The organism is Microbispora sp. CA-135349, from assembly GCF_050947365.1.
Classification (GTDB): Bacteria; Actinomycetota; Actinomycetes; order Streptosporangiales; family Streptosporangiaceae; genus Microbispora.
Window position 1 is genome coordinate 5,683,230 of the sequence record NZ_CP192001.1, and the last position, 22,949, is coordinate 5,706,178.

General features: G+C 71.0%; 19 protein-coding genes and 3 pseudogenes. 16 read left to right on the plus strand and 6 right to left on the minus strand.

Going from position 1 to position 22,949, the window contains the following annotated elements; translation table 11 throughout:
* Nucleotides 1–102 precede the first annotated feature (102 nt).
* Nucleotides 103–1,500, plus strand: coding sequence for an MFS transporter (locus ACQPZZ_RS26175; RefSeq protein ID WP_432923226.1), 1,398 nt, complete (start codon nt 103–105; stop codon nt 1,498–1,500).
* Between the two features lie 15 nt (nt 1,501–1,515).
* Here the strand turns inward: ACQPZZ_RS26175 and gdhA are convergent, their stop codons facing one another.
* Entirely contained in the window at nt 1,516–2,859 is a 1,344-nt protein-coding gene (gene gdhA, locus ACQPZZ_RS26180) for an NADP-specific glutamate dehydrogenase (protein WP_432923229.1), read from the minus strand.
* Between the two features lie 69 nt (nt 2,860–2,928).
* The gene (locus ACQPZZ_RS26185) at nt 2,929–3,861 is read right to left on the minus strand and encodes a GNAT family N-acetyltransferase (protein ID WP_432923232.1); all 933 of its coding nucleotides are present in this window, start codon (nt 3,859–3,861) and stop codon (nt 2,929–2,931) included.
* A 352-nt stretch (nt 3,862–4,213) separates the two neighbouring features.
* On the opposite strand from ACQPZZ_RS26185, the gene ACQPZZ_RS26190 reads away from it, so the two are divergent.
* The 8 genes from ACQPZZ_RS26190 (at nt 4,214) to ACQPZZ_RS26225 (ending at nt 11,976) form a co-directional block, all read left to right on the plus strand.
* On the plus strand, nt 4,214–5,974 hold the full coding sequence (locus ACQPZZ_RS26190; RefSeq protein ID WP_432923235.1) for a PQQ-dependent sugar dehydrogenase: 1,761 nt from the start codon (nt 4,214–4,216) through the stop codon (nt 5,972–5,974).
* 61 nt (nt 5,975–6,035) lie between these two features.
* The gene (locus tag ACQPZZ_RS26195; protein ID WP_432923238.1) at nt 6,036–6,335 is read left to right on the plus strand and encodes a cold-shock protein; all 300 of its coding nucleotides are present in this window, start codon (nt 6,036–6,038) and stop codon (nt 6,333–6,335) included.
* 302 nt (nt 6,336–6,637) lie between these two features.
* Complete coding sequence (locus ACQPZZ_RS26200) at nt 6,638–8,158, plus strand: sensor histidine kinase (protein WP_432923241.1); 1,521 nt, start codon at nt 6,638–6,640, stop codon at nt 8,156–8,158.
* Nucleotides 8,159–8,250: 92 nt separating this feature from the next.
* Entirely contained in the window at nt 8,251–8,685 is a 435-nt protein-coding gene (locus ACQPZZ_RS26205) for a roadblock/LC7 domain-containing protein (protein WP_432923244.1), read from the plus strand.
* Nucleotides 8,682–9,038, plus strand: coding sequence for a DUF742 domain-containing protein (locus ACQPZZ_RS26210; RefSeq protein ID WP_363639924.1), 357 nt, complete (start codon nt 8,682–8,684; stop codon nt 9,036–9,038). Before ACQPZZ_RS26205 ends, ACQPZZ_RS26210 begins: the two co-directional genes overlap by 4 nt.
* A gap of 4 nt (nt 9,039–9,042) precedes the next feature.
* Nucleotides 9,043–9,642, plus strand: a complete 600-nt coding sequence (locus tag ACQPZZ_RS26215; protein ID WP_432923247.1) for a GTP-binding protein — start codon at nt 9,043–9,045, stop codon at nt 9,640–9,642.
* Nucleotides 9,639–10,958, plus strand: coding sequence for a cytochrome P450 (locus ACQPZZ_RS26220; RefSeq protein ID WP_432923250.1), 1,320 nt, complete (start codon nt 9,639–9,641; stop codon nt 10,956–10,958). Before ACQPZZ_RS26215 ends, ACQPZZ_RS26220 begins: the two co-directional genes overlap by 4 nt.
* A gap of 43 nt (nt 10,959–11,001) precedes the next feature.
* Nucleotides 11,002–11,976, plus strand: coding sequence for an aldo/keto reductase (locus ACQPZZ_RS26225; RefSeq protein ID WP_432923253.1), 975 nt, complete (start codon nt 11,002–11,004; stop codon nt 11,974–11,976).
* Nucleotides 11,977–12,021: 45 nt separating this feature from the next.
* Here ACQPZZ_RS26225 and ACQPZZ_RS26230 read toward each other — a convergent pair whose 3' ends face one another.
* Nucleotides 12,022–13,320, minus strand: a complete 1,299-nt coding sequence (locus ACQPZZ_RS26230) for a TIGR04013 family B12-binding domain/radical SAM domain-containing protein (RefSeq protein WP_432923256.1) — start codon at nt 13,318–13,320, stop codon at nt 12,022–12,024.
* 347 nt (nt 13,321–13,667) lie between these two features.
* Between ACQPZZ_RS26230 and ACQPZZ_RS26235 the strand changes: the two genes are divergently transcribed.
* The 6 genes from ACQPZZ_RS26235 to ACQPZZ_RS26260 all read left to right on the plus strand — a co-directional run bounded on the left by ACQPZZ_RS26235 (nt 13,668) and on the right by ACQPZZ_RS26260 (nt 20,706).
* A complete protein-coding gene (locus ACQPZZ_RS26235) occupies nt 13,668–14,642 on the plus strand; it encodes a helix-turn-helix domain-containing protein (protein WP_432923259.1) in 975 nt (324 codons plus the stop codon).
* A 61-nt stretch (nt 14,643–14,703) separates the two neighbouring features.
* Nucleotides 14,704–15,012, plus strand: a complete 309-nt coding sequence (locus tag ACQPZZ_RS26240) for a hypothetical protein (protein ID WP_432923262.1) — start codon at nt 14,704–14,706, stop codon at nt 15,010–15,012.
* A 22-nt stretch (nt 15,013–15,034) separates the two neighbouring features.
* Nucleotides 15,035–15,973, plus strand: a complete 939-nt coding sequence (locus ACQPZZ_RS26245; protein WP_432923265.1) for an alpha/beta hydrolase — start codon at nt 15,035–15,037, stop codon at nt 15,971–15,973.
* 5 nt (nt 15,974–15,978) lie between these two features.
* Nucleotides 15,979–17,664: a DNA polymerase/3'-5' exonuclease PolX gene (polX, locus tag ACQPZZ_RS26250; RefSeq protein ID WP_432923268.1), complete on the plus strand. Its 1,686-nt coding sequence runs from the start codon at nt 15,979–15,981 to the stop codon at nt 17,662–17,664.
* A gap of 505 nt (nt 17,665–18,169) precedes the next feature.
* Nucleotides 18,170–19,519 carry an NtaA/DmoA family FMN-dependent monooxygenase gene (locus tag ACQPZZ_RS26255; RefSeq protein WP_432923271.1) on the plus strand — a complete coding sequence of 450 codons (1,350 nt, stop codon included), beginning with the start codon at nt 18,170–18,172 and terminating at the stop codon, nt 19,517–19,519.
* Nucleotides 19,519–20,706 carry an LLM class flavin-dependent oxidoreductase gene (locus ACQPZZ_RS26260; RefSeq protein WP_432923276.1) on the plus strand — a complete coding sequence of 396 codons (1,188 nt, stop codon included), beginning with the start codon at nt 19,519–19,521 and terminating at the stop codon, nt 20,704–20,706. The genes ACQPZZ_RS26255 and ACQPZZ_RS26260 overlap by 1 nt, the downstream gene beginning before the upstream one ends.
* Nucleotides 20,707–20,869: 163 nt before the next feature.
* Here ACQPZZ_RS26260 and ACQPZZ_RS26265 read toward each other — a convergent pair whose 3' ends face one another.
* The 3 genes and pseudogenes from ACQPZZ_RS26265 to ACQPZZ_RS26275 form a co-directional block, all read right to left on the minus strand.
* A complete protein-coding gene (locus ACQPZZ_RS26265) occupies nt 20,870–21,676 on the minus strand; it encodes a glutathione S-transferase C-terminal domain-containing protein (protein WP_432923279.1) in 807 nt (268 codons plus the stop codon).
* 56 nt (nt 21,677–21,732) lie between these two features.
* Nucleotides 21,733–22,362 (minus strand): annotated as a pseudogene (locus ACQPZZ_RS26270) (RNA-guided endonuclease TnpB family protein); the annotation flags it as partial.
* A 73-nt stretch (nt 22,363–22,435) separates the two neighbouring features.
* A pseudogene (locus ACQPZZ_RS26275) lies at nt 22,436–22,543 on the minus strand (helix-turn-helix domain-containing protein); the annotation flags it as partial.
* Here ACQPZZ_RS26275 and tnpA point away from each other — a divergent pair.
* A pseudogene (tnpA, locus tag ACQPZZ_RS26280) lies at nt 22,524–22,941 on the plus strand (IS200/IS605 family transposase). The pseudogenes ACQPZZ_RS26275 and tnpA overlap by 20 nt on opposite strands.
* Nucleotides 22,942–22,949 lie beyond the last annotated feature (8 nt).

A 22,949-nucleotide genomic window follows, 5' to 3' on the forward strand; every position in this document is an offset into this window, starting at 1 on the left:
CTTTCCATCTTGGCGAGCGCGCGAGCGCGTTGCCAGGTGGTGTCGGTACCAGTATCGGCAGGCTCTCGTTACCGGTATCGCGACAGCCGCATCGTAGCCGCCATGACCACTGTCACCACCCGCGCGCCGGCCGCGCGGCGAACCTCGCCGGCCCTGCTGCTCACCGTCATCCTGGCGGGGCAGTTCATGGCCGTCCTCGACGCCACCATCGTCAACGTCGCCGCGCCCACGATGCGCACCGACCTCGGCGCCACCGGTTCGGGGCTGCAACTCGTCATCTCCGGCTACACCGTGGCGTACGCGATGCTGCTGATCACCGGGGCACGCCTTGGAGGGCTGCTCGGCTACCGGCGGCTGTTCCTCACCGGGCTCGCGGTGTTCACGGCCGCGTCGCTGATGTGCGGGCTCGCGCCGTCGATCGGCGTGCTGATCGCCTTCCGGCTGCTGCAGGGCGCGGGAGCCGCCCTGATGGTGCCCCAAGTGCTCAGCCTGATCCAGGTCACCTTCGACGGGGCCTCGCGGGGGCGGGCGCTCGGCGTCTACGCCACGGTCATCTCGGCGGGCGCGGTCGTCGGGCAGGTGCTCGGCGGGCTGCTCGTGACCGCCGACCTGTTCGGCACGGCCTGGCGGCCGGTGTTCCTGGTCAACGTGCCGATCGGGCTCGCGCTGCTGGCCGTCGGCGCCCGGACGCTGCCCGCCGTGCACGTGCGGCGTGAGCAGGGGCTCGACGTGCCCGGCCTGGTCACCCTGTCGCTCGCGGTCTGCCTGCTGGTCGTGCCGCTCGTGCTCGGGCACGAGGAGGACTGGCCGCTGTGGGGGTGGGTCGCGATGGGAGCGTCGGTTCTCGCGTTCTGCGCGTTCCTGCTGGTGGAGCGGCGGGCGGCGCATCCGCTCGTCCCCGGCCGCCTGCTGCGCGCCCCCGGAGTGGCCGCCGCCGGGTCCGGCATCTTCCTCGTCATGGCGGCATACGGCGGCTGGCTGTTCACCATGGCCCTCCACCTGCAGGGCGGCCTCGGCGACAGCGCGTTGCGGGCGGGCTGCCTGTTCATCCCCGCGGCCGCGGCCTTCGGGCTCACCAGCCTCAACTGGAAGCGGCTGCCCGCGCGGCTGCACCGGCCGACGATCGTCGCGGCCGCCGTCGTCACCGCCGCCGGTGAGCTGGCCCTGGCGGCGGCGCTGGCCGGCGGCGGCCACGGCGAGCCGCTGCTGGAGATCAGCTTCGTGGCCATCGGGGCCGGCATGGCGGGCACGTTCAGCCCGCTCATGGCGGTGGCGCTGGCCCGGGTCGCGCCCGCCGACGCGGCGGACGCCAGCGGCCTGCTGGCGATGATGCTCCAGCTCGGCCAGGTCGTCGGGGTGGCCGTCTTCGGCACGCTGTTCCTCAGCCTCACCCCGTCCGCGCACGCCGCCACGGTGACGTCGCTGTCGCTGGCCGCGGTCTCGCTGGCCGCCGGCGGGTGCGCACTGCCACTCCTGCGCCTCCGCCGGGTCAGCCGTTGAGCGTTCGGTGGGCGCTCAGATGAGGCCGAGGGCGAGCATGGCGTCCGCCACCCGCCTGAAGCCGTCGATGTTGGCGCCGGCCACATAGTCGCCCGGCATGCCGTACGCGTCGGCCGTCTCCAGGCAGCGGGCGTGGATGTCGCTCATGATCTCCTGGAGCTTCCGCTCCGAGAACTCGAACGTCCACGAGTCGCGGCTGGCGTTCTGCTGCATCTCCAGGGCGCTGGTGGCCACGCCACCCGCGTTCGCGGCCTTGCCGGGGCCGAAGGCCACCCCGGCCTCCCGGAACACCCGGATGCCCTCGGGCATGGTCGGCATGTTGGCGCCCTCGCCGACCGCGATGCAGCCGCCACGCACGAGCGCCTCGGCGTCCTTGCCGGTGATCTCGTTCTGCGTGGCCGACGGGAGCGCCACCTCGCAGGGCACCTCCCACACGCTGCGCCCGGCCACGTACTTCGCCTCGGCGCCGCGGCGCTCGGCGTAGTCGCTGAGACGGCGCCGCTCGACCTCCTTGACCTGCTTGAGGAGGTCGAGGTCGATGCCCTTCTCGTCCACCACGTAGCCCGAGGAGTCGGAGCAGGCCACGACGACGCCGCCCATCTCGCGTACCTTCTCGATGGCGTAGATGGCCACGTTGCCGGAGCCGGAGACGACCACACGCTTGCCGTCGAACGACGTGCCCCGCGCCTTGAGCATCTCCTCGACGAAGAACGCGCAGCCGTAGCCGGTGGCCTCGGTGCGCACCTGGGCGCCGCCGTAGGTGAGGCCCTTGCCGGTGATGACGCCGGACTCGTACCGGTTGGTGATGCGCTTGTACTGGCCGAACAGGTAGCCGATCTCCCGGCCCCCGACGCCGATGTCCCCCGCGGGCACGTCGGTGTGCTCGCCGATGTGCCGGTACAGCTCGGTCATGAAGCTCTGGCAGAAGCGCATGATCTCCCGGTCGGAACGGCCCTTCGGGTCGAAGTCCGCGCCGCCCTTGCCCGCGCCTATCGGCAGGCCGGTCAGGCTGTTCTTGAAGATCTGCTCCACGGCCAGGAACTTGATGATGCCGAGGTAGACCGAGGGGTGGAAGCGCAGCCCGCCCTTGTACGGCCCGAGCGCGCTGTTGAACTCGACCCGGAAGCCGCGGTTGATGTGCACCTCGCCCCGGTCGTCCTCCCAGGGCACCCGGAAGATGATCTGCCGTTCCGGCTCGAAGATCCGCTCGATGATCTTCTGCTCCGCGTACTCGGGGTGCTTGCCCAGGACCGGGCCGATGCTCTCCAGCACCTCGCGTACGGCCTGGTGGAACTCGGTCTCGCCGGAGTTGCGGCGCAGGACGTTGTCGTAGACCGCCTCGAGCCTCTCGTGCAGCATCAACTCTCCCTTGTGTCTGATTTCTCCCTATCTCACAGTAGAGGTATCCGGGTTGTGAACAAGGCGGTCTCAAGATCCGGGACGGACGAGGGCCCTCCAGACGTCGATGACGAGCACCGGGCGCATGCCCACCGACCGGTACAGGCCGAGGGCGGGAGTGGTGTTGTTGCCGTCCACGTGCAGAATCGTGCCCACCCGCCCGCGCCGCTCGTCGGCCTCGAAGGCCCGTGTGAGCAGCAGCCGGCCGAGGCCGCGCCCGCGGAAGGCGGGCCGCACCGCCAGCGTGCGGACGTAGCCGCAGTTCTCGTCCGGCACGAAATGGTCGGTGCCGAGCAGCATGGCCGCGGGCTCGCCGTGGACGCGGGCCAGCAGCAGTTGCGTCCAGTCGTTCGCGCTGGACGCCCCCATCTCGTCGGCCCACTCCTCGAACGTCTTCGGCACGAATCCGAAGTGCTCGGCGAAACCCTCCTGCTGGACGGCGTGGGCCGCGCGCAGCACCTCCTCCCCGTCGGGCGAGCCCGCCTCGACCGTGACCCCGGGCAGGAAGACCGGCCGTACGCCGGCGTGGTCGGCCCGCATGCGGTGGAAGCTGGTGGCGGGAGCGAAGCCGCGCTCCTTGGCGGCCTCACGCATCACGGTGTCCTGCTCGTAGACGCTGACGTCGACGATGGCGTGGTCGTGCCCGGCCTCGCGTGCGAGCTCCCCGGCCCGGCCGAGCACGAGGTCCCACAGCAGGGCGGCCGCGCCGGGCTCCCGCGCCTGCACGTCGGCGTCCACGTTGTCGCTGACGCCCTTGCGCCTGGCATGGCCCCAGCCCAGAAGCCGCCCGCCCGCGTGGACCACCCAGCTGTCGTGCTCCAGGTCCAGCTCGCCGAGGGTGTCGGCGACGTCGGCGAGCGTCCAGTCGGGTTTGCCGGTCACTTCGATGTCGTGCTCGGTGACCAGTTCGTGGATGGCCACCGCGTCGGCGGGAGTCGGCCGCCGGAGGTCGTAGTCGTTCACGTCACTGTTTGTACGCATCGGGACTTGTGGGCGGCTTGCCGAGGAGTTGGCGGCGTCTGTGCGAGCCGGCCAGGTCGATCCGGAGTGGTCACGCCGCCGGCGGCTGACGGCGGCGGGTTCGGACAGGACCCGGGTTCGCAGGTGCGCTCGGGCCGGTCGCCGCCGTCGGCGACCGCTGACCGGCGGCCCACGCGCTGGCGCCAGGTTGTGAAAGTTTCCCGCGCACGGGCGCGGGCGGCAGCGTACGCGCAGGTCGGCGAGCGCGTGCCCGCCCGGCGATTGCCGCGGGGGCGGCTCGCGCTTTCGATGGTGACGAGCCGGTAGCCCCCCGTCCCGCCCCCGGGAGCGCGTGATGCCCAAGCGACTGTCCGCAGCACTTTCGACCATCGTCTGCGCCGTGATCGCCGCCACGGCGCTCGTCGTCACCCGGCCCGCCGCCGCGGGCGCGGTGACGGGCGGGTTCGACTTCGCCCATGTGCAGGTCGTCGCGTCGGGGTTGCAGGTGCCCTGGGGCATGGCGTTCCTCCCCGACGGCAGCGCCCTCGTCTCCGAACGCGACACCGCGGCCATCGTGCGGGTGCGTCCCGGCTCTTCGCCCGCACAGGTGGCCAAGGTCCCGAACGTCTATCCCTCGGGTGAGGGAGGCCTGCTCGGCATCGCGCTCTCCCCCACGTTCGCGCAGGACCAGTGGGTCTACGCGTACATCGGCTCCGCCTCCGACAACCGGGTGGTCCGGTTCCGGCTCAGCGCTCCGCAGACCCAGCAGGTCATCCTCGCCGGCATCCCCCGGGGCCAGCTCCGCAACGGCGGGCGCATCGCGTTCGGCCCCGACGGCATGCTGTACGTGTCCACGGGCGACACCGGCTACCCCGGGTACGCCCAGAGCACGAACCTCGCCGGCAAGATCCTGCGCATCACGAGCAACGGCACGGTCCCTTCGGACAACCCGTTCTCCGGCTCGCCGGTCTACAGCTACGGCCACAGCAACGTTCAGGGGCTCGCCTGGGACGAGGCCGGCCGGCTGTACGCCACGGAATTCGGCCAGAACACCACGGACGAGATCAACTACATCCGGCCCGGCGGCAACTACGGCTGGCCCGTCTGCGAGGGCATGTGCAACAACCAGAGCGCTACGAACCCCCTGGTGACCTGGAACGACGACGAGGCATCGCCCAGCGGCCTGGCGTACGCCAACAGCACGCTCTTCGCCGCGGCCCTCGGCGGTAAGCGTCTGTGGACGGTGCCGGTCAGCGGCGGCAACAGGGTTGGCGCTCCGGTGGCCGAGCTGCAGGGGATGTTGGGCCGGCTGCGCACCGTGGCGGTCGGCCCCGACGGCTGGCTCTGGGTGGCGACGAGCAACCGCGACGGCAGAGGGGCCGCGAAGCCCCAGGACGACATGGTCGTCCGGATCCCGCCCGCCGGCACGTGGCCGTCATCAGGCTCGTCGCCCTCGCCGTCGGCCGGTCCCTCGCTCTCGCCGTCGCCCTCGTCGCCGGGCGGCTCCTCGCCGTGCCCCTCCCCTTCGTCCAGCCCTTCACCGTCGCCGTCGCCCAGCCCGTCACCGTCTCCCAGCCCGTCGGCGTCCGCCGACCCCTCCTCCTCGCCCAGTCCTTCACCATCACCCAGTCCTTCACCATCACCCAGTCCCTCGCCGTCCCCCAGCGCCTCGCCGTCCCCCAGCGCCTCGCCGTGTCCCTCGCCAACGCCCAGTCCGTCACCGTCACCCAGCCCCTCACCATCACCCAGCCCCTCGCCGTCCCCCAGCCCGTCGGCGTCTCCCAGCCTCTCGCCGTCCCCCAGCCCGTCCTTCGTGGTCACCCGCTCCTGCGAAGCGACGATCAAGCTCCACCCCGCATGGGCGGTAGCCCCTTGGGGCGAGCTGACGGTACGCAACACGGGAACGGTGCCCATCAGCTCGTGGACCGTGACCTTCAAGGTCCCCAACGGCCTGCAATACGTACAGTGGAACGGCAACAACCCGCCGGGATCCACGGTGACCATCACGCAGAACGTCGTGATGCCGCCGGGCAGTTCGGTGACGCTGAAATTCGCGATCGGCTGGAACGGAGGCGCCGTCGAGGACCCGTCGCCCGTCACCTGCACAGCCCGATGACGCCGCGGTCACGGCATCAGGCGCTTGCCGGTATGGACGAACGCGAGGTCGCAGAAGCCCAGTGTCACAAGACGACAAGCGCGAGCCGACAACGGGAACCGTCACGCGATGGCATGACATCGACGGCCTGGGAGTGATCACGTCCGAGGATGTTCCCGGCGAGGTCTGGGTGCACTTCTCTCACATCGTCACGAAGCCCCCGCGGAATCTCACGGTAGGCCAGTCGGTCCGCTTCACCTGGGAAGAGTTCCCACAAGACGAACACGGTGCTCCCGGGCCTCGGCCTGGCGACTCCATAGGGAATCATCACCATAAATGCATAAATGTCCAAAAAGTGAGCTTTGGTCAATGGATGTGTTGACTCGTGGTTGATTAAAGCTGAAACACATGGTTCGAGAGTGACTGTCTGTTCTTAGTCGGGGACATGGTGCTACGGTATGTGCCTGTTCACGCTCTGCTGTGAAACGGCACCGCATGGCCGTCCCGTCTCACAGGGAGAACAGCAGGTTCGACGCGGCCTTGTCATGCTGTGCCGCCACCCCGAGGACGCCGATGTCAGTAGATGTACCCCACCGGGCACGGAGAAGGTTTTCACCGAGAGAACTGGTGGTCCTCGCCTTTCTCGGCACCTTGATCATAACGGCCTGCGCGTGGTTGTGGACAATGTCCGCCGCGCCTTATGAGGCCAGAGAGCTGATGGCGCTCGTCGGCGGGGTCTCGGCCGTACTCCTGTCCGGCGCCGTCGCGGCCGTTGTCCACTACTCCGGCACCGGTCGCCGGCTGCGTGAGCAGGCCGAGTGGGCCGCCGCGCGGTTCACCTGGCTGGAGCGGGAAACGCTGCGAATGGCCGAGGAGTCGCTGCCCTCACTGGGACGTCAGGTGCGGGACGGCGCCTCGGTCGCCGACGCGCTCTCCCGGATACCGCAGCCTCCGGACGGCCCGCTGCGGCACCTGCTCACAGCGGCCGGGCACGAGCTCGAACTACTCGAACGCGAGCGCGCCGTCGCCCAGGTGTCCCGCGATGCGACCGAGGGCGAGATCTCCCGGCTGATCGACGACACGCTGCCGGAGCTGTTCCGGCGAATCCAGACGGACCGGATGTCGGTGAGCGCCGCACTGGCCGAGATACGCCAGCCGGCGCAGGAGCCGCTACGCGCCCTGCTGCGCGAGACGGCGCGGCAGCTCTCCGAGAGCGAGCGCAGGGGCACCGCCGTGATGGCCGCGTGCGCCGGGGCCGCGGCCCGGGTGCAGGCGCAGGCCACCAGCCTGCTCGCCCGGCTGCGTGAACTGGAGGAGCAGTACGGCGAGCATGAGGAGGTGTTCGCCGACCTGCTGGACCTGGACCACCGCGTCTCCCAGATGAGCCGGCTGGCGGACAACATCGCGCTGCTGAGCGGCGGCCGTTCCGGGCGGCGATGGACCCGGCCGATCGTCATGGAGAGCGTCCTGCGCGGCGCGATGGGCCGCATCAGCGCCTACCGGCGCGTCCGGCTGCACTCCACCAGCACCGCCGCCGTCGCGGGGTACGCGGCCGAGGGCGTGATGCACGCGCTGGCCGAATTGATGGACAACGCCGCCACGTTCTCGGCGCACGGCACCGAGGTCCACGTGTACGTGGACGAGGAGGACGCCGGCGTCGTGATCACTGTCGAGGACAGTGGCCTGGGGATGCGCCCGCGCGAGCGGCAGCACGCCGCCAGGCTCGTGTCCGAGCCGCTCGACCTGCGGACGCTGTCCGGTACCCGGCTGGGCCTGGCGGTCGTGGGACGCCTGGTCGACAAGTACGGCCTGACGGTCAGCTTCCGGTCGTCCGCCCGGGGCGGCACGGGGGTCGTGATGTTGATCCCGCGCCTGCTGATCACGCAGCCCCTGTCGGCCACCGTGCCGCCCGACGCCGAGGCGTCGGTCCGCCGGCCCGTGCAGGCCGCCGTGCAGGCACCGGCCGTACCCGCGCAGGAGGGGCCGGCCGACGAGCCCGAAGATCTGCTGCCCAGGCGGCGCCGGGGGCAGACGCTGGCCGAGGCGACCAGGGCGCGGCAGGCATCGCCGGCCAAGCCCGCGCGCGAGGGATCCGACTCGGCTGCGAGGTTCGCCGCGTTCCGCCAAGCCGGCGGCCGTGGGCGTACTTCCTCTTCGGCCGCTCCCCCTCCCCCGGCCCCGGCCCCGGCCCCGGGCGACTCTTGACACGCGTCCGCCGACCACCGGACATCTTTGGATCCACAGATGAGGAGGCAGGGGGCGTCCCTCCCGCGCCGAAGGGGCACCCCGTCGTTTCTATGAGCACAACCGACGCTTCGCACACCACCGATCGTGACTTCGACTGGCTACTGGAGAACCTCAAGGAGAAGACCCCGGGGATCAGGCATGTGCTGGTGCTGACCAGGGACGGCCTGAAGATGAGCTTCACCGCCGACCTCGGCCTGGACGCCGCCGACCAGCTCGCCGCTCTGGCCGCCGGGATCCAGAGCCTCTCGCTGAGCGCCTCCGCCGAGTTCGGGGACGGCATCGGCGCGGGGCAGGCGATGGTGGAGTTCGCCGGCGGTCTGCTGCTCATCGTGCCGGCCGGGGACGGCGCCCACCTGGCCGTGGTGGCCGAGGAGGACGGTGAGGTGGGGCTTATCGCGCACAACATGAACGAACTGGTGGAGCAGATCGGGGTGTACCTCACCGCGGCACCGCGGCAGACGGAGAACAGCGACGACCGCGGATGACACGGCGAGCCATCGACCAAGAAGACCCTGACCGGCTCTACACGGTCACCGGCGGGCGTACCAGCGCCGATGAGAAGACCTTCGACTCCGTCTCCCTCATCGTCAGCGAGTGCGCCCCCACCCCCGGTATGCAGTCCGAGCACATCAAGATCCTGCAGATGGCCCAGCGGCCGACGGCGGTGGTGGAGATCTCAGCGGAACTGCGGCTGCCGGTCAGCGTGGTGAAGATCCTGCTGTGCGACCTGCTGGACACCGGTCGCATCACCGTCCGTCATCCGTCGATCGCCGCACACGCCGGACGACCGGATCCCGAAATCCTGAGGCAGGTGCTCGTTGCGCTCCACAACCTCTGACCAGATGGCGGCCACCACGCGAACGCCGCTACGCACGACCGCCGCGGACGCGCTGAAAATCGTGATCGTCGGCGGGTTCGGGGCGGGAAAGACGACCATGGTCGGCTCGGTGAGCGAGATCCGCCCGCTGAGCACCGAGGAGCTCATGACCCAGGCGAGCGTGGGCATCGACGACGCCAGCCGGGTACGGACCAAGACGACCACCACGGTGGCCTTCGACTTCGGCCGGATCACGCTGAACGAGAGCAAGGTGCTCTACCTGTTCGGCGCGCCCGGTCAGCAGCGGTTCTGGTTCGTGTGGGACCAGTTGTTCGCCGGCAGCCTGGGCGCGGTCGTCCTGGTGGACGCCCGCCGCCTGGAGGATTCCTGGTACTCCATCGACCGGCTGGAGCACCATCGGACCCCGTTCGTCGTCGCGGTCAACCGCTTCACCGACGGGCCCACCCTGGATTCGGTGCGCGAGGCGCTCGCACTGTCGCCGGAGGTCCCGCTCATCGACTGCGACGCGAGAGAGCGGTCCTCGTCCAAGCACGTGCTGATCACGCTCATTGAGCACCTCACCCGCACCTACGACCAGTTGCCCGCCCGAGAGAGCATGCCGTGACGAACACCCCTCCCCTGCCCGACTCCACAGACCCGTTCGCCGCCTCGCCCGCATCGCAGCATCCCGAGCGGAGACGGGAGCCGCTGGAGGGATACGCCGACCACGCCAATGCCGTGCGACTGCACGCGTCACTGATCGGCGACGACCCGGCCGCGCTGTTCCAGGAGATGCGCCGCGAGCACGGCCCCGTCGTCCCCGTTCTCCTCGACGGCATGCCCGTCTGGTACGTGATCGGTTATCGCGAGCTGCACCATGTCACCAGCCAGCCGCGGTTGTTCAGCCGCGACCCCAGGCGCTGGAACCTGCAGGACCACCTCCCCCCCGACTGGCCGGCGCGCCCGTACGTGACATGGCAACCGTCCGTGATGTTCACCGAGGGGGCCGAGCACCAGCGGCGAATCGGCGCCATCAGCGACGCGCTGGACAGCGTCGACCGCACCGAGCTCGCCCTGATCTGCGAGCAGATCGCCGACCACGCGATCGACGAGTTCTCCGGGAACGGCCAGACCGACCTGATCTCCCAGTACGCCGACCGGATTCCGGCTCAGGTCATCACCCGTCTGTTCGGGCTGGCGGAGACCGACCTGCCGGAGCTGGTCGAGGACGTCAACCACGTGCTGAGCGGGGGCGAGGAGGCCCCCTCGGCGGTTCTCCGGATTCTGGACAAACTAAGCCGGCTCATCGCCGACAAGCGCGCCCTGCCGGGCCACGACCTCACCTCGCGCATGCTGGCGCATCACGCGCGGATCACCGACGAGGAGATCGTCCAGGACCTGATCATGACGATGATCTCCTCCCATGACAACTGCCGCAACTGGATCGGCAGCACCCTGCGGCTGATGCTGATGGACGACCACTTCTCGATGAGCCTGCAAGGCGGCCGCAGCAGCGTCGGCGAGGCGCTGAACGATGTGCTGTGGAAGGACCCGCCCACGCCGAACATGCCCAATCGCTGGGCCGTGCAGGACTGCGAGCTGGCCGGGCGGCGCATCCGCCGGGGCGACATGCTGGTGCTCGGTGTCGCCGCGGCCAACGCCGATCCGCAGGTGCAACCGGCCGCCCATGCCGGCTCCGGCGCCAACCGGGCGCACCTGGCCTTCGGCCACGGCGAGTACGGTTGTCCCTTCCCCGCGCCCGAGCTCGGCGGGATCATCGCCAAGACGGCCGTGGAGGTCCTCCTCGACCGGCTGCCCGACGTCTACCTCGCCGTGAAACCTGACGCGCTGCGTTGGCGCCCTTCGCTGTGGGTTCGCAGTCTGGAGGCCCTGCCCGTACGGTTCAGCCCGACCGTGCCGACCGGCCAGGGCCGTCGTTGACCTTCCGATGCCGTTCGGGGCGGGAGGTGAATAGGGTGCTGCCATGGATTACAGACGACTTGGCACCACCGGTATGAAGGTCAGCAGGATCTGCCTCGGCATGATGAGCTACGGCGAACCGGCCAAGTGGGGCGGCTGGGTCCTGGATGAGGAGCACGCCGAACCCATCGTGCGCAAGGCGGCCGAGGGCGGGGTCGACTTCTTCGACACCGCCGACGTCTATTCGGGGGGCGTCAGCGAGGAGGTCACCGGGCGGCTGCTGCGCAAGATCTTCCCCCGGCGCGACGACTACGTGCTGGCCACCAAGGTCTACTTCCCGATGGGCGAGGGCAGGAACGACTACGGCCTGTCCCGCAAGCACGTCATGTCGGCCATCGACGCCTCCCTGACCCGTCTCGGCACCGACTACGTCGACCTCTACCAGATCCACCGGTGGGACGCCGAGACGCCGATCGAGGAGACCATGGAGGCCCTCCACGACATCGTCCGGGCCGGCAAGGCCCGCTACATCGGCGCCTCCAGCATGTGGGCGTGGCAGTTCGCCAAGGCCCAGCACGCCGCGGACAAGCACGGCTGGACCCGGTTCGTCTCCATGCAGGACCACTACAACCTGCTCCACCGTGAGGAGGAGCGGGAGATGATCCCGCAGTGCCTCGACCAGGGCGTGGGGCTCATCCCCTGGAGCCCTCTCGCGCGTGGCCTGCTCGCCCGCGCCGGCAAGCCGGCCGACACGACGCGGCAGGTCGGCGACGGCGCCCGGCAGGAGCAGTTGTACGGCGGACCTGCCGAGGAGGCGATCCTGGAGCGGGTGGCCCGCACCGCCGCCGAGCGCGACGTCTCCCCCGCGACCGTCGCCCTCGCGTGGCTGCTGGCCAAGCCCGCGGTCGTGGCTCCCATCGTCGGCGCCACCAGGGAACACCACGTGGACGACGCGCTCGCCGCCGTGGACCTCGCGCTCACCGACAAGGAGATCGCCTACCTGGAGGAGCCGTACCAGACCCGGCCGCAGCAGTTCTAGCCCTGACCGCGCGGGCCGGAGGACGGGCTCGCGCGGGCGGCGGCGTCAGAGGTCGGTCGTACGGCGCCGCCGGGCGCGGCGCGGGTAGGCCTTGGCCGTCTCGGCCAGCCGCGCCGCGTGCTCGGCCTGCTTGCGCCAGTGCCCGTAGGCGTCGCCGCGCTGGGCGAGCCGGTCCAGCTCGCGCATCGTGTCCAGCGGGATGAACGCGGGCTCGGCGTCCCGCCACGGCGTGCCGGGCAGCGGCATGAACGTGTGGGTGTGGATGCGCGCGCCGAGATCGGCGAGGTCGGCGGCGAGCCGCAGGGACGCGTCCTGGTCCTCGGCCGACTCGCCCGGCAGCCCGAAGATGAAGTCGACGTTGGGGCGGAAGCCGTGTTCCACGGCGATCCGCACGGCGTCGCGGACCGGTTCGCTGCCGTGGCCGCGACCGGCCGCGGCCAGCACCCGGTCGGAGCCCGACTGCGCTCCGATGATGATGTTGTCGTTCGCCACGTATCGCTTGAGCAGCCGCATCGCCTCCGGCGACACGTGCTCGGGACGGATCTCCGAGGGGAAGCTGCCGAAGAACACCCGCCCGTTCGCGGGCAGCTCCTCCTTAACACCCGCCAGCAGTTCCTCCACAGCGTCCAGCACGGGCTCGGGCCCCTGCGTGCCGTACGAGAGGGAGGTGGGGGTGATGAAGCGGACGTCGCGCAGGCCGTGGGCGGCCATCCGGCGGACGTGCTCGCGCACGCTCGCGACGCTGCGGTGCCGGAACCTGCCACCGAACATGAAGGGCGTCTGGCAGAAGCGGCACGTGTAGGCGCAGCCCCGTGTGATCTCGATGGGCCCGAAGTGGCGGCGCCGGTCGGGAAAGGACGGGAAGGCGTCGAGCGGCAGTTGCGGCGCGGGCGGCGTGCGCAGCGCCGCCCCGTCGTCGTCGCGCACCGCCAGCCCCGGCACGGTGGTGAGCGGCCGGTCCGCGCGCAGCGCCTCGACCAGGGCGACGATCGTCGGCTCCCCCTCGCCGATCGCGGCGAGGTCCCAGCCGGCGTCGACGACCTGCTGCGGCTCGGCGGTGGCGTGCACCCCACCGGCGATGTGCAGGACGCGGGCGTCGTCGGCGAGGGCCCGTACGGCGGCCAGTTCGGCGGCCATCGCCTCGGCGTCCGGCGAGTAGAACGACCACAGGACCAGGACGCGGTCCGCGGAACTCGCCGCGATGTGCGCCGCGGTCTCCTCGGGGGTGGTCCCGAGCCGCACGTCGCACTCCGCCTTCGCGGTCTCCAGCGCGCCGAGCAGCGCGTTCACGCCGTACGTCACGGCCTTGCGATAACGGACCACCACGGACACATCCAGGCTCACCCTGGCAGGGTAGTGCCGGCGGCCACCTCCCCCGCACCGGCGCATGGTGACGGGGATCTCCGCCACCGCGCTTCCCGAGAGGGCTCCCGGCCCTTTCCCCTGCGCCGCCCGGTATCGGCGCCATCGGCAGCGGGCCGGGCGGCGCAGGCATGGGCGTCATCCGCTTCTTCTGCACGACTCACGGCGATTTGTGCACGCGCCTTGCCCATCGAGACACAACTTGTGCAAGCTAAGTTAGCATTGCTAAGTTGCTATGCGGGAAGGTGCGAGGGCGAGTGACGACGATTCTGGAGTGGAGCAGCGAAGATCTGGCTGCCCGAGACCGGTTTCCCTCCTGGTGCGACACCATGTCACGGACGCATGTGCACGCCTGGCTGGCCACAGATCACCCCGCCCGCTTCGCCGCGTCGGCGCGGGTCTTCGACCTCGGCGGGTTGCAGCTCTCGGTGGTGAGCCACACCATGCTGCGGGCGAGCCGGCCCGCGAAGCTCATCAGGCAGTCGGATCCGGAGGTTTTTCAGTTGCATCTCCTCCGCGGCGGCACCGGCGGCATAAGTCAGGCGGGGCGGGACGCGACGGTCCAGGCCGGACAGTTTCTCCTCGTCGATTCCTCCCGCCCGTGCCACGGGTGGCGGGGAGCCGACGACGGTCCGGCCACGTCGCTGATCGTCCAGTTTCCCCGGGCGGCGCTCGGCCTGCGGTCCGACATGGTCGGCCGGCTCGCCGCCGCGCCGTTCGCCGTCCGGCACGGCATCACCCGCGTCCTGGCCGGACATCTCGGGCACCTGGCGGAGAACGCCGAAGGGCTCACAATCCGCGACGCGCAGGCGGTGGCCGCCGTCACCCTCGACCTGATCTCGGCCACCTGCGCCGACCGGGTCGAGGCCACCGCCCTGCTGTCACCCGAATCGCGGCGTCAGGCCCTGCTGTCGTCGATCCACGACTTCATCCGGCAGCGGCTCCGCGACCCCGGCCTGACCCCGGCGACGATCGCCGCGGCACACCAGATCTCCGTCCGGCACCTGTACAAGCTCTTCGAGGAGCAGGGCGTCACCGTGGCGGCCTGGATCCGCCGTTGCCGATTGGAACAGTGCCACCGCGATCTCGCCGATCCCCGGCAGCGTTCCCGTTCCATCCACGCCATCGCCACCCGCTGGGGCTTCACCGATGCGACGACCTTCGGCCGCGCCTTCCGCACCGCCTACAGGATGTCACCACGCGATCACCGCGATCTGGCGGCGGGCGGCGACCCGCTCGAACGGGCCTCCGCGCAGCTCTCCCGGCCGGGACAGGAGGGGAGCTCCGCCCTCTGCGCGGGATGACACCACGGTCCTCGGCGGGCACACGTTGCCGGAAGGTGAGCCGGGGCGGCAGGCTGGCCGGATGCTGATCCGACGGGAGAACCCCGACGATGTCGAAGCCGTCCGCGCGGTCGTCGCCGCCGCCTTCGCCCCCTACCAGGCGGCCCGCGACCCCGGCCGGCCGGACGGGCCCCCGGTCGAGGTCGGGTTGCTCGGCGACCCGGCGTACTACTCGCGCTTCGGCTTCGAGCACTCGGAGACGTACGGCGTGACAGCACCGGGGCCGAAGTGGGGGACGTTCTTCCAGGTCCGGGTCTTCGAGCGACCGGTCCCGCCGCCTGAGGGGCTTTTCGCCTACGCGAAACCCTTCTCCGGGGTTGACGGCGGGTGATCGATATGACATCCAGCCTCTCGTGAAGAAGATTCTGGCGTGGCTCGTGCTCGTCGTCACGGTGACCGGCTGCCAGGGCGCCGCCGAGTCCGCGGTGCCGCCGCCCGTCCGTTCCGCGGCCGCGATCGTCTCTCAGGAGGCCGTGGACGGGCGGACGGACCACCTCGAGATCGACTCCCCGGCCGCGGGCGGGCGGCGCTCCGTGTGGGTGGTGAAGCCCGCCGGCTGGAAACCGGGTTCCACCGGCTGGCGCGCGCTGTACCTGCTGCACGGCTGCTGTGCCGGCGGCGCCTGGGACTGGCTCAGGACGGGTGAGGTGGCCCGGCTGACCGCCCGCCTCGGCGCCGTCGTCATCGTCCCCGAGGGCGGTTCGATGGGCTGGTACGCCGACTGGCGCGACGGCCCCGGCTGGGAGACGTTCCACATGACCGAGGTGCCCCGCCTGGTCGAGCCGCGGTACGGCGTCGGCACGCGCCGCGCGGTGGCCGGTTTCTCCATGGGCGGTCACGGCGCGTTCGTCTACGCCGCCCGCCATCCGGGGATGTTCGAGGCCGCGGCGTCGTTCTCGGGGGTGCTCGACACTCGCGACGACGTCCCCGGCTATCGGGCGTTCATGGCGGACAACGGCGTGGACACCGAGGACCTGTGGGGCGACCCGAGCGCCTGGCCGGAGCACAATCCCGCCGATCTCCTCGGGCGGCTGAAGGGCGTGCGCCTCTACGCGTCCTCCGGCGACGGCGATCCCGGTCCGCTGGACCCGCGGCGCGGGTCGGCCCCGGAACGGGGCGACGGACCGGCCGATCCCACCGAGGCCGCGATCATGCGGCAGAACCGGAACTTCGCCAGGGCCGCGGAGAAGGCCGGGGTGAAGGTGACAACCGACTTCTACGGAAACGGCACCCACACCTGGCCGTACTGGATCCGTTCGTTCGAGCGCGCGCTGCCACTTCTTCTACCCTGAGACGCATGGGACGGGCCAATGACGAGGCGGCCGCAGCGCTGCAGGAGTACGCCGAGCTCTTCGCACTCAACGGCGGGGACGCCTTCCGCGTGCGCAGCTACCAGAGGGCGGCCAAGTCGATCGCGGGGTTCCCCGAGGATCTCACCGGGAAGACGCTGCGGTCGATCCCCGGCGTGGGCGAGGCGATCGCCAAGAAGATCGAGGAGTTCCTGGAGCGCGGCAGCTTCCGGCAGCTCGACGACCTGCGCGGCCGGGTGCCCGAGGGCGTGCGCGCGCTGACCCGGATTCCCTCGCTCGGCCCCAAGAAGGCGCTGTTCCTCTTCCAGGAGCTCGGCATCGACTCCCCCGCCGCTCTGGCCGAGGCGATCCGGGCCGGCCGCCTCAACGGCGTGCGCGGCTTCGGCGCCAAGACCGAGGAGAACCTGCTCAGGGGCATCGAGCACATGGAGCGGTCGGGCGACCGGGTCCATCTCGGCGTCGCGGCCGATCTGGCCGAGCGGGTCATCGCCTCGCTGCCCGCCGAGCGGATCGCCTTCGCCGGGTCGCTGCGGCGGATGAGCGAGACGATCGGCGACATCGACATCCTCGCCGTCGGCGACCCCGGCCTCATGGACCTGTTCGCGCGGCAGCCGTACGTCACCGAGGTCGTCGCGAAGGGCGAGCGGAAGACGTCGGTCAGGACCGACCGGGGCCTGCAGGTGGATCTGCGGCTGATCCCCGCCGAGTCGTGGGGCGCGGCGATGGTCTACTTCACCGGCAGCAAGGAGCACAACGTCCGCATCCGGGAGATGGCGGTCAAGAAGGGCTGGAAGCTGTCGGAGTACGGCCTGTTCGACGGCGACCGCCTCATCGCCTCGGAGACCGAGGAGGAGATCTACCAGGCGCTCGGCATGCAGTGGGTGCCTCCCGCGCTGCGCGAGGACGGCGGCGAGGTGGAGGCCGCGCTGCGCGGCGAGCTGCCGCGCCTGGTCGAGCTGCACGACCTGCGGGGCGACCTGCACACCCACACCGACCTGACCGACGGGATCGCCTCGCTGGAGGACATGGTCGCCGCGGCGGCGGCCCGCGGATACTCCTACTACGCCGTGACCGACCACGCGCCCGACCTGGTCATGCAGCGGATGACCCTCGACAAGGCCCTCGCCCAGCGCGCCCGCATCGCCGAGCTGCAGGAGAGCTATCCGGACATGCGCATCCTGCACGGCAGCGAGCTCAACATCGCCCCGGACGGCTCGGTCGACTGGCCGGCCGAGGTGCTGGCCGGGTTCGACGTCTGCGTCGCGTCGGTGCACTCGCACTTCACCCAGTCGCGGGAGGAGATGACCCGCCGGTTCATCACGGCGTGCGAGAACCCGCACGTCCGCGTCATCGGTCACCCCACGACCCGGAAGATCGGCAAGCGGCCGCCGGTGGACGCGGACTGGGAGGCGGTGTTCCGCGCCGCCGCCAGGACCGGCACGATCATGGAGATCGACTCCTACCCCGACCGCGCCGACCTGCCCTCCGACCTCGTGCGGCTCGCGCGCCACCACGGCGTGAAGTTCTCGATCGACAGCGACTCCCACGCCATCCCGCACCTGGCCCATCAGAGGTTCGGCGTGGGCATCGCGCAGCGGGCCTGGCTCACCCCCGACGACGTCGTGAACACCTGGCCTCTCGACCGCCTGCTGCGGCACCTGCGCGGCGCCTGACCGGCGCCCGGTCCTCCCGGGCAGCGGCGACGTCCCGCGCGTCGACGGCCCCGCGTCGCCCGGGCGGGAGACGCACCGATCCATTCCGGAGGTCGCGCCGCGGGACGGCCGCCTCCGCGCCGCCCCCGCGCCGCCCCCGCGCCGCCCCCGCGCGCCCCCGCGCCGCCCCCGCGCCGCCCCCGCGCCGCCTCCACGCCGCCCCCGCGCCGCCTCCACGCCGCCCCCGCGCCGCCTCCACGCCGCCCCCGCGCCGCCTCCACGCCGCCCCCGCGCCGCCCCCGCGCCGCCTCCGCGCCGCCTCCGGGCGACAGGAGCCTTCGGGGAATTGTTGACGCAAAAACCTGGTTTACCTACTGTATTACTAGGTATTACGCGTCGGGGGTGACCGGGCGAGCGGACCGTCGAGCCGGGAGACGTCCCGCGGGCGGACCCGCGACCCCGGAACGGCCACGAACGCGAGCCGCCGGGCATTCCGCCTGGACCTCACCGCAACCAGGAGCCCTCGTTGACCAAGCAGATCCACCTCGCCGCGCATTTCCCCGGGGTGAACAACACGACCGTCTGGTCCGACCCGAGATCGGGCAGCCAGATCGACTTCGACTCCTTCCGCCACCTGGCCCAGACGGCCGAACGGGGAAAGTTCGACTTCTTCTTCCTGGCGGAAGGACTGCGGCTGCGCGAGGCCAAGGGGCGGATCCACGACCTGGACGTCGTGGGCCGCCCGGAGTCGCTCACGGTCCTTTCCGCGCTGGCCGCCGTCACGACCCACCTGGGTCTCGCCGCGACGGTGAACTCGACATTCAACGAACCGTACGAGGTGGCCAGAAGGCTGGCCACGCTCGACCACCTGAGCGGCGGCCGGGCCGCGTGGAACGTGGTGACCAGCTTCGACGCCTTCACCGGCGAGAACTTCCGCCGGGGCGGCTTCCTCGCCGAGGCCGACCGCTACACCAGGGCGCAGGAGTTCCTGCGGACCGCCAGGGAGTTGTGGGACTCCTGGGCGCCCGACGCGGTGGCCGCGGACCCGGAGTCGGGGCGGTTCCTCCGGCCCGGCGGCGTCACCCCCTTCCGGCACCGGGACCGGCACTTCGACATCTTCGGCCTGTTCAACGTGCCGCGCGGCCCGCAGGGCCACCCGGTGATCATCCAGGCCGGCGACTCGGACGAGGGCCGGGAGTTCGCCGCCTCCTCCGCGGATGTGATCTTCAGCCGGCACAGCAAGCTGGAGGACGGCCGCGCCTTCTACCGGGACGTCAAACGCAGGCTCGCCGCCTACGGACGGCGGCCCGAGGACCTGAAGATCCTCCCCGCGGTGACGTACGTGCTCGGCGACACCGAGGCCGAGGCCCGGGAACGGGCCGTCGAGATCCGGCGCGCGCAGGTCGGCCCGCAGACCGCGATCTACTTCCTGGAAGCCGTGTGGGGTCGCGACCTGTCGGGATACGACCCGGACGGCCCGCTGCCCGACGTCGAGCCGAACCTGGACGAGGGCGTCACCAGGGGACACGCGGCGTTCCGCCGCGACCGCGGCGAGGTGGTGGCCAAGTGGCGCGCCCTCGCCGAGGAGAAGAACCTGTCGATCCGCGAGCTCGCCATCGAGGTCTCCGCGCCGCAGACCTTCATCGGCACGCCGCGCACGGTGGCCGACGAGATCGATCACTTCGTGCAGACCGACGCCGCCGACGGCTTCATCTTCGTGCCGCATCTGACTCCCGGCGGGCTGGACGACCTGGTCGACAAGGTCGTCCCCCTCCTGCAGGAGAAGGGCGTCTTCCGGACCGACTACACCGGGCCCACCCTCCGCGACCATCTCGGCCTCGCCCCCCGCACTCCCAACCACACCGAGGAGATCTGATGACGCTGCATCTCGCCGTCGCCCTGGACGGAGCGGGATGGCACCCGGCCGCCTGGAGAGCCGAGGGCGCGCAGCCGGGCCGGCTGTTCACGCCCGGCTACTGGGCGGACCTCGTGCGGGAGGCCGAGCGCGGCCTGCTCGACTTCGTCACCTTCGAAGACGAGCTCGGCCTCCAGTCCACCCGGCTCAACGAGCCCGACGAGCGCCTCGACCAGGTCCGCGGCCGCCTCGACGCGGTGCTGATCGCGTCCAGCGTCGCGCCGCTGACGTCGCGGATCGGCCTCGTGCCGACCACCAGCACCACCCACACCGAGCCGTTCCACGTCGCGATCGGCATCGCCTCGCTCGATCACGTCAGCCGCGGCAGGGCCGGGTGGCGGCCGCAGATCTCGGGCCGCCCCGACCACGCGGTCCATTTCGGCCGCCGGGTCTTCCCGCCGCTGGACCTGTCGGAACGGCCGGATCCCGCTTCGGCCAGGCACGTGGAGCGCCTGTTCGCGGAGGCCGCGGACGTGGTCGAGGTGGTCCGCCGCCTGTGGGACAGCTGGGAGGACGACGCCGAGATTCGCGACGTCGCGACGGGCCGGTTCATCGACCGCGACAAACTTCACTACATCGACTTCCGCGGCGACCTCTTCAGTGTGAAGGGACCGTCGATCACACCGCGATCCCCTCAGGGGCAGCCGCTGGTCACCTCCCTGGCGCACGACACGCTGCCCTACGAGTTCGCGGCCCGCGGCTCCGACGTCGTGTACGTGACACCGCGCGACCGGGACGACGCCACGGCCGTCGTCGAGCGGGTCCGGGCGGCGGAGGCCGCCGCCGGCCGCACCGGGCCCCCGTTGAAGATCTTCGCGGACCTGGTGGTCTTCCTCGACCCCGGCGGCGCGGCCGACCGGAAGGCGCGGCTGGACGACCTCGACGGGAGCGAGTTCTCTTCGGACGCCCACATTTTCACCGGCACGCCCGAAGCGCTCGCAGGCCTCCTGCTGAGCTGGCGCGAGGCGGGGGTGGAGGGGTTCCGTCTCCGGCCCGGCGTGCTCCCCCACGACCTGGCGGCCGTCACCCGCGGGCTGGTCCCCGTGCTGCGGGCGGCGGGGGCGTTCCGGACGGCGTACGACACCGGGGACCTGCGCGGGCGGCTCGGCCTGCCCCGCCCCGCCAGCCGCTACGCGAGCGCGTCCTGAGCGCCTCCGGGAAGACCGGCCACATGTGCTGAAACAGGCGCACGGCGGACGCCGGCGCCTGCAGCGCGAAACGGCCGGGCAGCACAGGACGGGCAGCACCGCATCCGCGGTGCCGGCCCGTCCTACCGTGTGAAGGCGGCGACACCGCCGACGGTCTCGGTGGTCATCCCGCCCGGCCGGACAGCGCCTCACGGCCGTGCGCTTCGTCCCAGTCGGCCTCGCGCGGCTCGACCGCGACACGCACCGGCCCGCCGCCGGGGTACGCGGGCCTGGCGGTGGGCCGGAACGCGGCGAAGTCGGTGTTCTCGCGGAAGGCGCCGACCTGGTAGAGGTCGCGGGCGTACGGCCAGAGGTTGGGATAACCGGTCAGCGGCCGTTCGCCGATCCCGGCGCGCGGGTTGTGCAGCAGGTCGTATCTGGCCAGCACCACCCACAGCTGCACGTCGGACTCGGTGAGGCGATCGCCGAACAGGTACCGCCGGCCGGCCAGTCGCGCGTCGAACCGGTCCAGCGCGGCGAGCACCCGGCGCCGCAGCACCTCGTAGTCCTCCTGTGCCGAGGCCCTGGCCACCAGGTGCACGCCCTGGCTGAGATCGCGGGCGATCTCCTCGTCCAGGGTCTCGATGTCGTCGCGCAGGTCCTCGGGAAACAGGTCGGCGGTGGCCCACTCGGCGAACTGGGTGCCGAGGTCGACGGGGATGTCGGGGAAGTAGTTGCTGACAATGCGGTTCGTCCGCCGGTCCCACAGCACCGGGACGGAGATGTGGCCGGGATAACCGGGCTCGGTGGCCTCGTACGCCTCGGCGAGGAGCGTGAAGCCGTTGACCGGGTCGGGCCCGCGCCGCTCGCGGAACGCCCAGCCGCGCGCGTCCCGCTCGTCGTCGACGTGGGACAGCGAGACGACGTCCCGCAGTCCGGCCAGGTCACGCACGATCGCGGCGCGCTGCGCCCAGGGGCACGCGTACGACACATAGAGGTGTTGACTCGCTCCCCGGCCTGAAGGCCGGGGATTCAGCCCGTGCCGCGTCATGCGGCACCTCTGAGGCTTCCTGCTTCCTCGCGCTGTGCCAGGCCAGGGCCTGGTCTTACCCGCGCTCCACAGGCGTTTGGTCGCTCCGCCCGTCCGGCGGCGAGGACGTTCTTGGCGGCGTTGACGTCCCGGTCGTGGACCGCCCCACAGGGGCAGGTCCACTCCCGGACGTTCAGCGGCATGGACTCGGCCAGTGCCCCGCACTCCGAGCACAGCTTGGAGGAGGGAAACCACCGGTCGATCCGGTGAAAGACCCGCCCGTACAGGCGAGCCTTGTACTCCAGCATGGTCACGAACTGCGACCAGCCCGCGTCATGCACGCTCTTGGCCAACCTGGTGCGCGCCAGCCCCGCCACGGCCAGGTCCTCCACGTAGATCGCTTGGTTATCGCGGACTATCCGGGTAGACAGCTGGTGGTGGAACTCGCGGCGCGCGTCGGCGACCTTCGCGTGCCGGCGGGCAACCTTCCGCCGGACCTTGGCCCGGTTGTTCGATCCCTTGGCTTTGCGGGACAACGCCCGCTGGAGCCGCTTGAGCTTCTTCTCCGCCCGGCGCAGGAAACGCGGCGAGTCGATCTTCCGACCGTTCGACAAGACCGCGAAGGCCGACAGCCCAAGATCGACCCCGTCTCGGACTCGACCGATGGCCGTCGGTCCGTGCGCGCAGCGCGTCGTTGAACACCACTCTGGCGCACCCGAAGGCCCGTGCCAGCGCTTGACGCTGACCCGGCGTCGGGGACAGGCGGTAGTTGTACCGAAGCTGCACGCCATGATCCTGCCATTGGTCTGTGGCCGAATATGGAGACATCACAACCGGCAGGCACTGTGTTTTCGTCCTGCACGCTCACTTGGTTTTCGTGACCAAGTTCCGGCATCGGGTGTTCACCGGGGCTCACCTGGAGCGCATGGAGCAGATCATGCGGGATGTCTGCGCGGACTTCGAATGCGAACTGGCCAGCTTCGACGGCGAAGCCCGGCCACGTGCACCTGCTGGTGAACTTCCCGCCCAAGGTCGCCCTGTCCCGCCTCGTCAACTCGTTGCAAGGGGTGTCCTCCCGGCGGATGCGGACCGAGTTCCCCGAACTGGCCCGCCACTACTACCGGGCGAACACGCTGTGGTCGGGCTCCCACTTCGCCGGGAGCGTGGGCGGCGCACCGATCAGCGTCCTGCGCCAGTACATCGAGCAGCAAAACCACCCCGTCTGATCCGCCAA

Excerpts from the sequence above, each read along its gene's own strand:
- ACQPZZ_RS26175 (WP_432923226.1), top strand. The coding sequence starts at position 103 with ATGACCACTGTCACCACCCGCGCGCCGGCCGCGCGGCGAACCTCGCCG.
- gdhA (WP_432923229.1), bottom strand. The coding sequence starts at position 2,859 with ATGCTGCACGAGAGGCTCGAGGCGGTCTACGACAACGTCCTGCGCCGC.
- ACQPZZ_RS26190 (WP_432923235.1), top strand. The coding sequence starts at position 4,214 with ATGCCCAAGCGACTGTCCGCAGCACTTTCGACCATCGTCTGCGCCGTG.
- ACQPZZ_RS26200 (WP_432923241.1), top strand. The coding sequence starts at position 6,638 with ATGTCCGCCGCGCCTTATGAGGCCAGAGAGCTGATGGCGCTCGTCGGC.
- ACQPZZ_RS26205 (WP_432923244.1), top strand. The coding sequence starts at position 8,251 with ATGAGCACAACCGACGCTTCGCACACCACCGATCGTGACTTCGACTGG.
- ACQPZZ_RS26210 (WP_363639924.1), top strand. The coding sequence starts at position 8,682 with ATGACACGGCGAGCCATCGACCAAGAAGACCCTGACCGGCTCTACACG.
- ACQPZZ_RS26215 (WP_432923247.1), top strand. The coding sequence starts at position 9,043 with ATGGCGGCCACCACGCGAACGCCGCTACGCACGACCGCCGCGGACGCG.
- ACQPZZ_RS26225 (WP_432923253.1), top strand. The coding sequence starts at position 11,002 with ATGGATTACAGACGACTTGGCACCACCGGTATGAAGGTCAGCAGGATC.
- ACQPZZ_RS26235 (WP_432923259.1), top strand. The coding sequence starts at position 13,668 with ATGTCACGGACGCATGTGCACGCCTGGCTGGCCACAGATCACCCCGCC.
- ACQPZZ_RS26240 (WP_432923262.1), top strand. The coding sequence starts at position 14,704 with ATGCTGATCCGACGGGAGAACCCCGACGATGTCGAAGCCGTCCGCGCG.
- polX (WP_432923268.1), top strand. The coding sequence starts at position 15,979 with ATGGGACGGGCCAATGACGAGGCGGCCGCAGCGCTGCAGGAGTACGCC.
- ACQPZZ_RS26260 (WP_432923276.1), top strand. The coding sequence starts at position 19,519 with ATGACGCTGCATCTCGCCGTCGCCCTGGACGGAGCGGGATGGCACCCG.